The 14,095-nt window shown below is 57.5% G+C and carries 12 protein-coding genes and 1 pseudogene; 6 read left to right on the forward strand and 7 right to left on the reverse strand.

What is annotated here, in order from left to right; genetic code table 11:
• Positions 1-66: 66 nt before the first annotated feature.
• Positions 67-168: pseudogene (locus tag QOL81_RS18825) on the reverse strand.
• 193 nt (positions 169-361) lie between these two features.
• On the opposite strand from QOL81_RS18825, the gene QOL81_RS18830 reads away from it, so the two are divergent.
• Together QOL81_RS18830 and QOL81_RS18835 are read left to right on the forward strand one after the other, a co-directional pair.
• Entirely contained in the window at positions 362-1,255 is an 894-nt protein-coding gene (locus QOL81_RS18830) for a hypothetical protein (RefSeq protein ID WP_102985063.1), read from the forward strand.
• A 58-nt stretch (positions 1,256-1,313) separates the two neighbouring features.
• Entirely contained in the window at positions 1,314-2,432 is a 1,119-nt protein-coding gene (locus QOL81_RS18835) for an amino acid permease (protein ID WP_197757448.1), read from the forward strand.
• Positions 2,433-2,442: 10 nt separating this feature from the next.
• Here the strand turns inward: QOL81_RS18835 and QOL81_RS18840 are convergent, their stop codons facing one another.
• The 6 genes from QOL81_RS18840 to rpmH form a co-directional block, all read right to left on the reverse strand.
• Positions 2,443-3,243: an MBL fold metallo-hydrolase gene (locus QOL81_RS18840; protein ID WP_197757450.1), complete on the reverse strand. Its 801-nt coding sequence runs from the start codon at positions 3,241-3,243 to the stop codon at positions 2,443-2,445.
• 147 nt (positions 3,244-3,390) lie between these two features.
• On the reverse strand, positions 3,391-4,755 hold the full coding sequence (gene mnmE / locus QOL81_RS18845) for a tRNA uridine-5-carboxymethylaminomethyl(34) synthesis GTPase MnmE (RefSeq protein ID WP_038876016.1): 1,365 nt from the start codon (positions 4,753-4,755) through the stop codon (positions 3,391-3,393).
• 96 nt (positions 4,756-4,851) lie between these two features.
• Positions 4,852-6,489 (reverse strand): membrane protein insertase YidC, encoded by a 1,638-nt coding sequence (gene yidC, locus QOL81_RS18850; protein WP_049200579.1) that lies wholly within the window; start codon positions 6,487-6,489, stop codon positions 4,852-4,854.
• Between the two features lie 2 nt (positions 6,490-6,491).
• Complete coding sequence (gene yidD, locus QOL81_RS18855; RefSeq protein ID WP_004933881.1) at positions 6,492-6,749, reverse strand: membrane protein insertion efficiency factor YidD; 258 nt, start codon at positions 6,747-6,749, stop codon at positions 6,492-6,494.
• Complete coding sequence (gene rnpA, locus QOL81_RS18860) at positions 6,713-7,072, reverse strand: ribonuclease P protein component (protein ID WP_004933883.1); 360 nt, start codon at positions 7,070-7,072, stop codon at positions 6,713-6,715. Before rnpA ends, yidD begins: the two co-directional genes overlap by 37 nt.
• 17 nt (positions 7,073-7,089) lie before the next feature.
• Positions 7,090-7,230 carry a 50S ribosomal protein L34 gene (gene rpmH, locus QOL81_RS18865; RefSeq protein WP_000831330.1) on the reverse strand — a complete coding sequence of 47 codons (141 nt, stop codon included), beginning with the start codon at positions 7,228-7,230 and terminating at the stop codon, positions 7,090-7,092.
• A gap of 682 nt (positions 7,231-7,912) precedes the next feature.
• Here rpmH and dnaA point away from each other — a divergent pair.
• Genes dnaA through gyrB form a run of 4 tightly spaced genes read left to right on the forward strand, consistent with a single transcriptional unit; the run spans position 7,913 to position 13,976 of the window.
• Entirely contained in the window at positions 7,913-9,307 is a 1,395-nt protein-coding gene (gene dnaA / locus QOL81_RS18870; RefSeq protein ID WP_004933889.1) for a chromosomal replication initiator protein DnaA, read from the forward strand.
• 4 nt (positions 9,308-9,311) lie between these two features.
• Positions 9,312-10,412: a DNA polymerase III subunit beta gene (gene dnaN, locus QOL81_RS18875; RefSeq protein WP_004933892.1), complete on the forward strand. Its 1,101-nt coding sequence runs from the start codon at positions 9,312-9,314 to the stop codon at positions 10,410-10,412.
• A 45-nt stretch (positions 10,413-10,457) separates the two neighbouring features.
• Positions 10,458-11,543: a DNA replication/repair protein RecF gene (recF, locus tag QOL81_RS18880; RefSeq protein ID WP_033636531.1), complete on the forward strand. Its 1,086-nt coding sequence runs from the start codon at positions 10,458-10,460 to the stop codon at positions 11,541-11,543.
• Between the two features lie 18 nt (positions 11,544-11,561).
• Positions 11,562-13,976 carry a DNA topoisomerase (ATP-hydrolyzing) subunit B gene (gyrB, locus tag QOL81_RS18885; RefSeq protein WP_060424357.1) on the forward strand — a complete coding sequence of 805 codons (2,415 nt, stop codon included), beginning with the start codon at positions 11,562-11,564 and terminating at the stop codon, positions 13,974-13,976.
• The last annotated feature ends 119 nt before the right edge of the window (positions 13,977-14,095 follow it).

The following is a 14,095-nucleotide window of genomic DNA, read 5'->3' on the forward strand; positions in this document are numbered from 1 at the left end:
ACCAACCACGTTCGAATCGACGGCGTCTAATGAATCTATAAAAATAACTATCAGATAAGAAAAAGTTGGCGGAGAGAGCAGGATTCGAACCTACGACACGATGACTCGTGTGGATTTAAGAAACGGTTAGTTTCTTAAATCTGGCTTAAACCACTCGCCCACCTCTCCGCATTCTTTTGTTGGATACATAAAACCACAAAATAAAAATGGTTAAAATAACCTGAACTTGGAAATGTGATCAAGGCCAAAAAAACCATGATTTATGTGGGTGATTGTTAATTATAAGAGTCAGATCACTAAATTTACATTAGCTATTGTTATACAAAATTGGCGTCATTGGCTACGAATAGGGAAGAAGGGCATGCCAGATCTCGAGTTAATGCCGCTGCAAAGCGCCGAATTTTATAAGACAGCTGAACGTGTTGTTTTTAAAGAATATAAATGCAACTGCAAAAAAGGTTGGAAGGGTGAAGATCGTTTTATCGTCTACAAAGCCGATCAGAATGGAATCATTGAGGTGGTCAATAATGAGGTTTCAAATAACAACGTCGAAGAGCTCATCGCGCTGGCATCGTCTTTTTTGACGGATAAGGTGCTGATTTCCGGTGGGCATACCGTGGTTAATTTGGACGATCGTTTTTCTGTCAGCAGTGAAGTGGAAAAATCAGCGCAATTCTGCATTGACTACATAGCCGAATCCATTCGACAACTCAATGTTCAGCCGGACTTCTTGATGGAAATAAATGATTTCTATATGGAAAAAAGCGATGGCAGCGAGATAGACGGCGCTAACGAATTCAGGAAGATAGCGACATCGCCGTATATTATTCCGGAAAAAATAAATGACTACATTCTGGCGTCGAATCAAAGACATGGTATTGATATAAATACATTTTATGTCAGTGAAAAAAACATGGCGGATCGCTTTAAACGCCATATTAAGAACCGTATGGATAAAGAGGCGTATTTTCAGCGCCAAGACGGCAATGTGAAGATGACGGTGGGAGAGCATAGGTTCGATATCATCAAGGAAAATAAACCGACCTGCGCGGCGGGAAATGCCGCGACGTTCAGGGCCATTCGGTATCGCATTTCCTCCAATAAAGTCTTCGATAATTACACGTCGCATATTGGCGTTTTTCCGCTGTGTTCGCGCGTTAACGTGCTTAACGGCTATCGTGCAGCCGCGACTTTTTACGATAACTTCTCCTTGCCTTCCTTACTGGTCTTCTTCGGCAGATCCTGTTTCGAATGACATTTTTTTTGCCAGTTGGCTATGCGTTGCCGCATAGCCATGATGGTCGAGCATCATCATGAAAATTTCACACCTGTATTGGCCAGTTACCTTTTTCTCCACGGCATTCGGCGCCGGGATTTTCTTTTTGCCCCAGGCTGTGGGGCCGGGCGTGTTGGGGATGAAAGCGTTCGCGCTGTTTATCGTTATCGCCATGTCGGTATCGATGATGGCGCACTATCTTTTTTTCAAATTCATCACTTCGCACCCGGAGAAAGATTTCCTGGCGGCATCATCGACGTTTATCGGCGAGCGGGCGGCGGCAATTGTCTGTGTGCTGTTTATTCTGTCGATGATCATTATCGTGCTGATAAATTTCATTACTCTGGTTAACGTTGTCGTGTCTTTTCTCCACGATGGATTCTGGATTCGGGGCGGTATTTCGCTGTTGTTGAGTGCGATGCTGTCGGCTGCATGGTTGGCGTTTAGCCAGCGAATTGAGCACCTGATCTCCAGAATGGCACTGGTTTCTATCGTGATGGTGGCGATCCTGACGGTGTTTTTCTTGTTACAACCTGCTGGGGCTCAGCTGGCGCCTGCGCCGACGAGCATTTCATTGCAGACGTTGATGCTGCTGCCGATTTTTCTTTTTACGTTTAACTTTACCCCGTGCATCCAGCGGTTTGCGAAAAGCGCAGTGCGGCCGCAGGCGCGCAGTATTCTGTTCGGCAAGATACTGATCTTGGCGTTTATCGCCATGATCGTTATCGCTATCAGCCGCTTGCTGACGTTGGATGATATCTCGATCATTAACGGCCGTAATGTGGATGCGCTGTTTTATACCGCCGGCTTGACCGGCAACTCGATGGCATGGTTAGGCGCAGCCCTATTGCTGTGTTTGCTCACCGGTGGTGCTTATATGGGCACGTTGACTGGCGTAATCGACGGTATTACGTCCTTCGGCATAGCGGGAAAAAAGGGAATTATCGCGGGGAACATTATTGTCTGTACGCTTATCGGCACGATTAATCCGAGTATTATCAAGATCATCTCGAGCTGGTCGATACCCGTTATCGTGATGACCGTCTTTTTCATCCCATCACTGTATTTTTTACAGCGGGGCGACGGCCGGCAAAAGATGGTGGGAATAGCGGTGCTGTGCTGCGGCATCGCGGTGATAGCGACGCTATTTGTGTAAGGCGGTACGTCTAATCCAGAATCAGCGTATCGCCGGTGGCCGGTGAGATCCCTGCCGGCAGCCAGAGCCGGCCCCAGGTGCCGGTACAGTGGCAGCCCATGATCTTTTCCGGTTGATGCTGCCGCAAAAAACGGCGGACGTGCCAGAGCGTGCGCGGGGAAGCGCAGCGCAGATGAAAACCGCCGATCAGGGCGTGGATCCGATCGATCCCGGTGATTTTCTGGCAATGGCGCACGATATTGACGATCCCGCGGTGCCCGCAGCCGGTCACTATCACCAGACCGCGATCCGATTTGTAAATCAGCACCCCTTCGTCGATCACGTAATCCATCGCCGCGTTTTCCCCGGCGATCACCCCGTAGGCGCGCGGGGCGGGTACAGCGATTTCGCCTGACCACATAAAGCGATCGCCGATCGCCAGCGGTTCGCGGCTGTAGTGCATGCGGTGGCGCGAGTAGTCGATATCCAAGGAGAGCTTTTTGATTTTGCGGGTGTGGCCCAGCACCTTCAGCGCCGCATAGCGTTCATCGCCGACCTGCGGGTGGCAGATGATGCGGCTGTTGTCCGGCAGCCAGGCGACGCCGCCGCAGTGGTCATAGTGGCCGTGGGAGAGCACCGTTGCGGTAATACGGGAGAGATCGACGCCCATCAGCGCCGCATTGCGCAGAAAGCTGTCGTCGGGGCCGGTATCGAACAGTATGGACGTCGTCTCATCTTCAATCAGCAGGCTTAGCCCGGCCTTGGCCTGCAATAATGGGTCGGCGCCGGCGGCGCGGCGGTTTTCCAGCAGTACCTTGAGGGTCAATGCCATGTTGACTCGTTCCTGAGAGAGATTCCTGACTTTTCAGTATAGCGTGGAGGGCGGTAGCGGCTCTGTGAGCCGGCGCGCAGAGCGAGCGCGGGAAAGAAAAACGGCCGGAACAAGGGCTTGTCCCGGCCGTGAAGGCGTCTGACGGCGTTATTTACCGATACAGAAGCTGGAGAAGATGCGGCCCAGCAGGTCGTCGGAGGTGAATTCGCCGGTGATTTCACTCAAGGCCAGCTGCGCCTGACGCAGCTCCTCGGCCAACAGCTCGCCCGCGTAAGCGCTCACTAACTGTTCTTTGCCTTGCACCAGGTGCTGTGCCGCCAGCTCCAGCGCCTGCAGGTGGCGACGGCGCGCCAGGAAGCCGCCTTCCATGTTGCTGGTGAAGCCCATGCTCTGTTTCAGATGATCGCGCAGCACATCGACGCCTTCGCCGGTGCGGGCCGATAGGCGAATAAGTGAGTGGTTGTTCACTTCCGTCAGACCCAGCGTTTCACCGGTGATGTCGGCCTTGTTGCGCACCACGGTGATCGGCAGCGTGCCCGGCAGGCGCGCCATAAACTCCGGCCAGATCTCCGCCGGCTCGGTGGCAGCGGTGGTGGTGCCGTCCACCATAAACAGCACCCTGTCGGCCTGTTCGATCTCGTTCCAGGCACGTTCGATGCCGATACGCTCAACTTCGTCGCTGGCGTCGCGCAGGCCGGCGGTGTCGATGATGTGCAGCGGCATGCCGTCGATATGGATATGTTCGCGCAAGACGTCGCGGGTGGTGCCGGCGATATCGGTGACGATCGCCGCCTCACGCCCGGCCAACGCATTGAGCAGGCTGGATTTACCGGCGTTGGGGCGCCCGGCGATCACCACCTTCATCCCTTCGCGCAGCAGGCTGCCCTGGCGTGCTTCGCCGCGCACGCTGTCCAGATCCGCCATCACGTCGTTGAGCTGCGCCTCGATTTTACCGTCGGACAGGAAGTCGATTTCCTCGTCGGGGAAGTCGATCGCCGCTTCCACGTAGATTCGCAGGTGAGTGAGCGCTTCCACGAGCTGGTGGATGCGGGTGGAGAAGGCGCCCTGCAGCGAGTTCATCGCCGAACGTGCCGCCTGCTCGGAGCTGGCGTCGATCAGATCGGCAATCGCTTCGGCCTGCGCCAAATCGAGTTTGTCGTTGAGGAACGCGCGTTCGGAGAACTCGCCGGGCCGTGCGATGCGCACGTCGGGCAGCGCCAGCACGCGCTTGAGCAACAGATCGAGGATCACCGGCCCGCCGTGGCCCTGCAGCTCCAGCACGTCTTCACCGGTAAAGGAGTTCGGCCCCGGGAACCACAGCGCGATGCCCTGATCGAGGGTGGCGCCCGTGGCGTCGCGGAACGGCAGATAGTCAGCGTAGCGCGGCTTCGGCAGCTTGCCGAGCAACGCCTGGGCGACGTCTTTGGCCTGGCTTCCGGAAATGCGCAGAATGCCGACGCCGCCGCGTCCCGGCGGGGTGGCTTGGGCTACGATGGTATCGGTGGTGCTCATAACGGTTCTCTCTGACGATTAAGATGCAAAAAGGCGGTCTAATGACCGCCTTTGGTGTGACTGCAAGGGTCGGCGCGCCGAACCCCTACAATACGCTTAGCTTTTTTTCTTGTCGCGGCTGTGCAGACCGCGTTTTTCCAGACCACGGTAAATCAGCTGCTGCTGCAGGATGGTCACCAGGTTACTGACGATGTAGTACAGCACCAGACCGGACGGGAACCACAGGAAGAACACTGTGAAGATCACCGGCATGAAGGTCATGATTTTCTGCTGCATCGGGTCAGTCACGGTGGTCGGCGACATCTTCTGAATGAAGAACATCGTCACGCCCATCAGGATTGGCAGGATGTAGTACGGGTCTTGTGCCGACAGGTCATGGATCCACAGGGCGAACGGCGCGTGGCGCAGCTCGACCGAACCCATCAGCATGTAGTACAGCGCCAGGAAGATCGGCATCTGAATGATCAGCGGCAGGCAGCCGCCGAGCGGGTTCACTTTCTCCGCCTTGTACAGCGCCATCATCTCTTGGCTCATGCGCTGTTTGTCATCGCCGATGCGCTCGCGCATCGCCTGCAGCTTCGGCTGCAGCATGCGCATTTTCGCCATCGAGGTGTACTGCGCCTTGGTCAGCGGGTACATGATGCCGCGCACGATGAAGGTGATGATGATGATGGAGAAGCCCCAGTTACCGATAAAGCCGTGGATGAACTTCAGCAGTTTGAACAGCGGCTGGGAGATGAACCACAGCCAACCGTAATCCACGGTCAGGTCCAGGTGCGGCGCCAGCTGGGCCATCTGGTCCTGCAGCTCCGGGCCGACCCACAGGGTCGCGTTCAGCTGCTGCTGAGCGCCCGGCTGCACCACGACCGGCGTAGATTTGAAGCCGATGGTGGACAGATTGTCGCCCGGTTTGGCGGTGTAGAAGGTGTTGTCACCCTTGGTCGCCGGTACCCACGCGGTGGCGAAGTACTGTTGCAGCATGGCGACCCAACCGTCTTTGGTGGTGACGCTCAGGTTTTCGTCTTTGTCGAATGCGTATTTCTGGTACTTGTCATCGCTGGACGAGTACGCCGCGCCGCGGAAGGTGTGCAGCGCGAAGTTGCTGCTGCCGGTGTCGCGGTGCTTAGGCAATTCGGTGGTCTGCTTCAGCTGGCCGAACAGGGTCAGCTCTAGCGGCGTCGCGCCTTTGTTGTCGATGCTGTAATCCACGCCGACCGCATAGTGATCGCGTTTGAGCACGAAGGTCTTGGTGTAGACCGCGCCGTCTTTATCGGTGTAGGTCAGCGGGATGCGCAGCTCGTCCTGGCCTTCCGGCAGGGTGTAGCTGTCCTGTGCCGCCTGATACAGCGGGCGTTCGCCGTTGGCCGGGTTGTCCGGGCCGTTTTTACCGGTCAGGCCGCTTTGCGCCTGATAGACGAATGACGGAGTGGTTTCCAGCAGTTGGAACGGAGTCGATGAACCCAGAGTATCCGGGTAGGCCAACAGTTTAGCCTGCTCGATATCGCCACCACGGGTGTTGATGGTCAGTGACAGCACGTCGGTGTTCACGGTAATCAGCTTACCCTGACCACTGGCTGGCACGGCCTGGCTGGCGGCATCACCGGCTACTGCGTTCGAAGTCTGTTGCGTGGTCTGTGCGGCCGGCTGCGGAGCGTTGTCCGTTTGCCATGCCTGCCAGATCATGAAAGACACGAACAGCAGAGCGATGAGGAGAAGATTGCGTTGCGAATCCATCGTTAGTGTTCTCTGTTATCGTCGGTTTTTGGCGGCACCGGATCATCGCCACCTGGGTTCAAAGGGTGGCATTTTAATACGCGTTTCAATGCTAACCAACTGCCTTTTATCATGCCAAACCTGCTTAATGCCTCAATTGCGTAATGAGAGCATGTCGGCTGGAAGCGACAACGAGGCCCTAGCAGCGGACTGATGACGAGCTGATAGGCCCGCACCAGCCCGATCAGGATGCGGGAGCCTGGCGACAGTGGCGACGCCATAATTTATCCAAAGCTTCCGTCAGCGCGCGGTTATCCAAATCCGCTATCCCCTTTTTGGCCACCACGACAAAATCCATCGCCGGTAATTCGTGCTGACGCAGGCGGAAGCTTTCGCGGGTTAGGCGTTTGATCCGATTACGCTCGTGCGCGCGTTTGACGTGTTTTTTGGCGACGGTAAGACCGATGCGGGGATGCCCCAGCTGGTTCAGGCGGCCGAGGATGGTGATTTGCGGCGTGCCAGCCCGTTGTGGCTGCTGGAAGACGAAAGTGAAATGAGTGGGAGTTAACAAACGTAACTCCCTGGGAAAAGCGAGCTTAACCACTCAGCGGGTTAGCTTTATTACTTAGAAACAGTCAGACGAGCACGGCCTTTCGCACGACGGCGGGCCAGAACTTGACGACCATTTTTGGTGGCCATACGAGCACGGAAACCGTGGCTACGGTTGCGCTTCAATACGGACGGTTGGAAAGTGCGTTTCATAGCGATTTCTACCTAAACTTAAAATAATTACTGATCAGTAAACGCGTTTGGCTACTCGGCGTGAAGATGACCGACGCCTCAATCGCAATACATAAAGAAGCGGGATTGTAATAATTGTACAGTCCTGAGTCAATTCGCATCGCGCCAGCCTACCTGGTTGTCTGCCAATAACGGAACAAAATCCGTTCTTGGCCCGTGGTCACCGCAGAATCCTGTCTGGCTAATGACGCACCATAAGGAACCAGGTATCACACGTAGGGCGAAGATTATACGGACTCGGGGTGAAATCGCAAGGATCCCCGTGAGATCCTTTGCGCGCGATCGCAGGATCCGGCGTGGATAACAGGGTATAACCGGTTGACAATGTAAAAAACGCGGCGTAGCGGCCGGGATCTGCGCGGCCATTCGGCGCCAGCGGCGAAAAGATCGCCGCCGGCCGCGGCCTGTGGATAAAATGGATCTAATCTGTGAGGAAGGGGAGGATCTCTTGCGCGGATTGCGCTATGATCCGTCATTCCGATCGCGATCCCTCATACCGGGATCGTGAGGGACACAAACCGTGAAAGGCGGTTCGCATCCCCCACAGGCAAACAGCCGATGCCGGGTATGTGTCAAAAATCATGAGTTATAAAAAAGTTGCCCGTTTCTTTTCTTTATTGATCTTGTTCGAGTGGAGTCCGCCGTGTCACTTTCGCTTTGGCAGCAGTGTCTTGCCCGATTGCAGGATGAGTTACCTGCCACAGAATTTAGTATGTGGATTCGCCCATTGCAGGCGGAACTGAGTGACAACACCCTGGCGCTGTACGCGCCTAACCGTTTTGTGCTGGATTGGGTTCGCGATAAGTACTTAAACAACATCAATGGTCTGCTGAATGATTTCTGCGGCACGGATGCGCCTTTGCTGCGTTTTGAAGTCGGCAGCAAGCCGATCACGCAGGTGATCAGCCAGACCGTGACCGCCAGCGTCAGCAGCGCCCCCGCAGCCCCGGCGGCGCGCACGGCCGCGCCTTCGCGCCCGAGCTGGGACAACGCGGCGGCGCAACCCGAGCTCTCTTACCGCTCCAACGTCAACCCCAAGCACACCTTCGACAACTTCGTCGAGGGTAAGTCCAACCAGCTGGCGCGCGCGGCGGCTCGCCAGGTGGCGGACAATCCGGGCGGCGCCTACAACCCTTTGTTCCTGTATGGCGGCACCGGCCTGGGTAAAACTCACCTGCTGCACGCGGTCGGCAACGGCATCATGGCGCGCAAAGCCAACGCCAAAGTGGTCTACATGCACTCGGAACGCTTCGTGCAGGATATGGTCAAAGCGTTGCAGAACAATGCCATCGAAGAGTTTAAGCGCTACTACCGTTCGGTGGACGCCTTGCTGATCGATGACATCCAATTCTTCGCCAACAAGGAGCGTTCGCAGGAAGAGTTCTTCCATACCTTTAACGCCCTGTTGGAAGGCAATCAGCAGATCATCCTGACCTCGGATCGCTACCCTAAAGAGATCAATGGGGTGGAAGATCGTTTGAAGTCCCGCTTCGGCTGGGGGCTGACGGTGGCGATCGAGCCGCCGGAGCTGGAAACCCGCGTGGCGATCCTGATGAAAAAGGCCGACGAGAACGACATTCGCCTGCCGGGCGAAGTGGCGTTCTTCATCGCCAAGCGCCTGCGTTCCAACGTGCGTGAGCTCGAAGGGGCGCTGAACCGCGTGATCGCCAACGCCAACTTTACCGGCCGGGCCATCACCATCGATTTCGTGCGCGAAGCGCTGCGCGATCTGCTGGCGCTGCAGGAAAAGCTGGTCACCATCGACAATATTCAAAAGACGGTGGCGGAGTATTACAAGATTAAAGTCGCGGATTTGCTGTCCAAGCGGCGTTCGCGATCCGTTGCCCGCCCGCGCCAGATGGCGATGGCGCTGGCGAAGGAACTCACCAACCACAGCCTGCCGGAAATCGGCGATGCGTTTGGTGGCCGCGACCATACCACGGTGTTGCACGCCTGCCGGAAGATCGAGCAGCTGCGTGAGGAAAGTCACGACATCAAAGAAGATTTCTCCAATTTAATCAGAACATTATCTTCATAGCGCTATGAAATTTATCGTTGAACGTGAGCATCTGCTAAAACCGCTGCAACAGGTGAGCAGCCCGCTGGGCGGCCGCCCGACCTTGCCGATCCTGGGCAACCTGCTGCTGCAGGTGACGGAAGGCTCCCTGCTGCTGACCGGCACCGATCTGGAGATGGAGATGGTGGCGCGCGTCGCCCTGTCCCAACCGCACGAGCCGGGCGCGACCACCGTGCCCGCGCGCAAATTCTTTGATATCTGCCGTGGCCTGCCGGAAGGGGCGGAGATCGCCGTCACGCTGGAGAGCGAGCGCATGCTGGTGCGGTCCGGCCGCAGCCGCTTCTCGCTGTCCACACTGCCGGCGGCGGACTTCCCGAACCTGGACGACTGGCAGAGCGAGGTGGAGTTCACCTTGCCGCAGGCGACGCTGAAGCGCCTGATCGAAGCCACCCAGTTCTCGATGGCCCATCAGGACGTGCGTTACTACCTGAACGGCATGCTGTTTGAAACCGAAGGCGAGGAGCTGCGCACCGTCGCGACCGACGGCCACCGCCTGGCGGTGTGCTCGATGCCGATCGGCCAACAGCTGCCGTCCCATTCGGTGATCGTGCCGCGTAAAGGGGTGATGGAGCTGGTGCGTCTGCTGGACGGCGGCGATTCGCTGCTGCAGCTGCAGATCGGCAGCAACAACATTCGCGCCCACGTCGGCGATTTCATCTTCACCTCCAAGCTGGTTGACGGCCGTTTCCCGGACTATCGCCGCGTCTTGCCGAAGAACCCGGATAAAACGCTGGAAGCCGGCTGCGATCTGCTCAAGCAGGCGTTTGCGCGCGCGGCCATTCTCTCGAACGAGAAATTCCGCGGCGTGCGGCTGTACGTCAGCCAGAACCAGCTGAAGATCACCGCCAACAACCCGGAGCAGGAAGAGGCGGAAGAGATCCTCGACGTCAGCTACGACGGCGCGGAGATGGAGATCGGCTTCAACGTCAGCTACGTGCTGGACGTGTTGAACGCGCTCAAGTGTGAAGACGTGCGCCTGCTGTTGACCGACTCGGTCTCCAGCGTGCAGATCGAAGACGGCGCCAGCCAGGCGGCGGCCTACGTTGTCATGCCAATGCGGTTGTAGTCTCGTTACCTTGAATTACAGCACCGTCATCGGTAAAGAGATTGCATGGCTCTGACGCGTTTATTGATTAAAGATTTCCGCAATATCGAGGCGGCGGATTTGGCGCTGGCGCCGGGATTCAACTTCCTGGTCGGCGCCAACGGCAGCGGCAAGACCAGCGTGCTGGAAGCGGTATATACGCTCGGGCACGGCCGCGCCTTTCGCAGCCTGCAGGCCGGTCGGGTGATCCGTCACGACCAGCCGGAGTTCGTGCTGCACGGCCGCATAGAAGGTACGGAGCGCGAGCTGTCGGTAGGATTGAGCAAGAGCCGTCAGGGTGACAGCAAAGTACGCATCGATGGCAGCGACGGCCACAAGGTGGCCGAGCTGGCGCAGCTGCTGCCCATGCAGCTGATCACCCCCGAAGGTTTTACCCTGCTGAACGGCGGGCCGAAATTCCGGCGCGCCTTCCTTGACTGGGGCTGTTTTCATAACGAACCCGGTTTTTTCACCGCCTGGAGCAACCTGAAACGGTTACTGAAGCAGCGCAATGCCGCGCTGCGCCAGGTGAGTCGCTATGCGCAGATCCGCGCCTGGGATCAGGAACTGATCCCGCTCGCGGAGCGCATCAGCGAATGGCGGGCGGAATACAGCGACGCGATCGCCGCGGATATCACCGCGACCTGCGCGCAGTTTCTGCCTGAATTCGCCCTGAGCTTCTCCTTCCAGCGCGGCTGGGACAAAGAGAGCGACTACGGCGAGCTGCTGGAGCGCCAGTTCGAGCGCGACAGGGCGTTGACCTATACCGCGGTGGGGCCGCATAAAGCGGACTTCCGCATTCGTGCCGACGGCACGCCGGTAGAGGATTTGTTATCGCGCGGTCAGCTTAAGCTGCTGATGTGCGCGTTGCGCTTGGCGCAGGGTGAGTTTCTCACCCGGCAGAGCGGGCGGCGTTGCCTGTATCTGATTGATGATTTTGCCTCCGAGCTGGACACCGGCCGTCGCCGGTTGCTGGCCGATCGCCTGAAAGCCACCCAGGCCCAGGTTTTTGTCAGCGCGGTCAGCGCTGAACAAGTGACCGACATGGCCGGTGAAAAGGGCAAGATGTTCCGCGTGGAACAGGGTAAAATAGAGGTTCAACCACAGGACTAAAATGAGCGAGAAACGTTGATGTCGAATTCTTATGACTCCTCAAGTATCAAGGTATTAAAAGGGCTGGATGCGGTGCGCAAGCGCCCGGGCATGTATATCGGCGATACCGATGACGGCACCGGTCTGCACCACATGGTATTCGAGGTTGTGGACAACGCTATCGACGAAGCGCTCGCGGGCCACTGTAGTGACATTCAGGTCACCATCCATGCCGACAACTCGGTATCGGTACAGGATGACGGCCGCGGCATTCCGACCGGCATTCACCCTGAAGAAGGGGTTTCAGCCGCAGAGGTCATCATGACCGTGCTGCACGCCGGCGGTAAATTCGACGACAACTCCTATAAAGTTTCCGGCGGCCTGCACGGCGTGGGCGTCTCGGTGGTTAACGCCCTGTCGGAGAAACTGGAGCTGGTGATCCGCCGCGAAGGCAAAGTACACGAACAGACTTACAGCCACGGCGAGCCGCAGGCGCCGCTGACCGTGGTGGGCGAAACCGAACAGACCGGCACCATGGTGCGCTTCTGGCCGAGCCACCAGACCTTCACCAATGTGACCGATTTTGAGTACGACATTCTGGCCAAGCGTCTGCGCGAGCTGTCCTTCCTCAACTCCGGCGTGTCTATCCGCCTGAAGGACAAGCGCACCGACCGTGAAGACCACTTCCATTACGAAGGCGGCATCAAGGCGTTTGTCGAGTATCTGAACAAGAACAAAACCCCGATCCACCCGAACGTGTTCTACTTCTCGACCGTGAAAGACGATATCGGCGTGGAAGTGGCGCTGCAGTGGAACGACGGTTTCCAGGAAAACATCTACTGCTTCACCAACAACATTCCGCAGCGCGACGGTGGCACGCACCTGGTCGGTTTCCGTACCGCGATGACCCGTACGCTGAACAGCTACATGGAAAAGGAAGGCTACAGCAAGAAGGCCAAGGTCAGCGCCACCGGCGATGACGCGCGTGAAGGCCTGATTGCCGTGGTGTCGGTGAAGGTGCCGGATCCGAAGTTCTCTTCTCAGACCAAGGACAAGCTGGTCTCCTCCGAGGTGAAAACCGCGGTTGAAACGCTGATGAACGAGAAGCTGGTGGATTACCTGATGGAAAATCCAGGCGACGCGAAAATCGTGGTCGGCAAAATCATCGACGCGGCGCGCGCGCGCGAAGCGGCGCGTAAAGCGCGTGAGATGACCCGCCGCAAAGGCGCACTGGATCTGGCCGGCCTGCCGGGCAAGCTGGCGGACTGCCAGGAACGCGATCCGGCGCTGTCCGAACTGTACCTGGTGGAAGGGGACTCCGCGGGCGGCTCTGCCAAGCAGGGGCGCAACCGCAAGAACCAGGCTATCTTGCCGCTGAAGGGGAAAATCCTCAACGTCGAGAAAGCGCGTTTCGACAAAATGCTCTCCTCGCAGGAAGTGGCGACGCTGATCACCGCGCTGGGTTGCGGCATTGGCCGCGACGAGTACAGCCCAGACAAGCTGCGTTACCACAGCATCATCATCATGACCGATGCCGACGTCGACGGTTCGCACATCCGTACGCTGCTGTTGACCTTCTTCTACCGCCAGATGCCGGAAATCATCGAGCGTGGCCACGTGTTCATCGCGCAGCCGCCGCTGTACAAGGTGAAGAAAGGCAAGCAAGAGCAGTACATCAAAGATGACGAGGCGATGGATCAGTACCAGATCGCCATCGCGATGGACGGCGCTACGCTGCACACCAATGCCAGCGCACCGGCGCTCGGCGGTGAGCAGCTGGAAAAACTGGTGGCCGAACACTACGGCGTGCAGAAGCTGATTGGCCGCATGGAGCGCCGCTACCCGCGCGCGCTGCTGAACAGCCTGATCTACCAGCCGACGCTGAACGAAGGCGATCTCAGCGATGAAGCCAAGGTGAAAACCTGGATCGCTTCGCTGGTGCAGGCGCTGAACGACAAAGAGCAGCACGGCAGCAGCTATGACTTCGTGATCTTCGAGAACCGTGAGCGCCAGATGTTCGAGCCGGCGCTGCGCATCCGCACCCACGGCGTGGATACCGACTATAAGCTGGACTTCGACTTCATCCACGGCGGTGAATATCGCAAGATCTGCCAGCTGGGCGAGAAGCTGCGCGGGCTGATCGAAGACGGTGCGTTCATCGAGCGTGGCGAACGTCGTCAGCCGGTAGACAGCTTCGAGCAGGCGCTGGAGTGGCTGGTGAAAGAGTCGCGCCGCGGCCTGTCGGTGCAGCGTTATAAAGGTCTGGGCGAGATGAACCCGGAGCAGCTGTGGGAAACCACCATGGATCCGGAAAGCCGCCGCATGCTGCGCGTGACCGTCAAGGACGCCATCGCTGCCGATCAGCTGTTCACCACGCTGATGGGCGATGCGGTTGAACCGCGCCGCGCCTTTATCGAAGAAAACGCCCTGAAAGCGGCGAACATCGATATCTGATGCGTTAATGGCTGTGAAAATCCGCGCTGGGCGACCCGCGCGGATTTTTTTACGCCTTTTTTGGCGCTGACAGCCGAGGCTGAAACGCGTTAGCATGAGAAAAAACCACTGGGAGAAGC

The sequence above is a fragment of the Serratia sp. CC22-02 genome, from assembly GCF_900182895.1.
Taxonomy (GTDB): Bacteria; Pseudomonadota; Gammaproteobacteria; order Enterobacterales; family Enterobacteriaceae; genus Serratia; species Serratia nevei.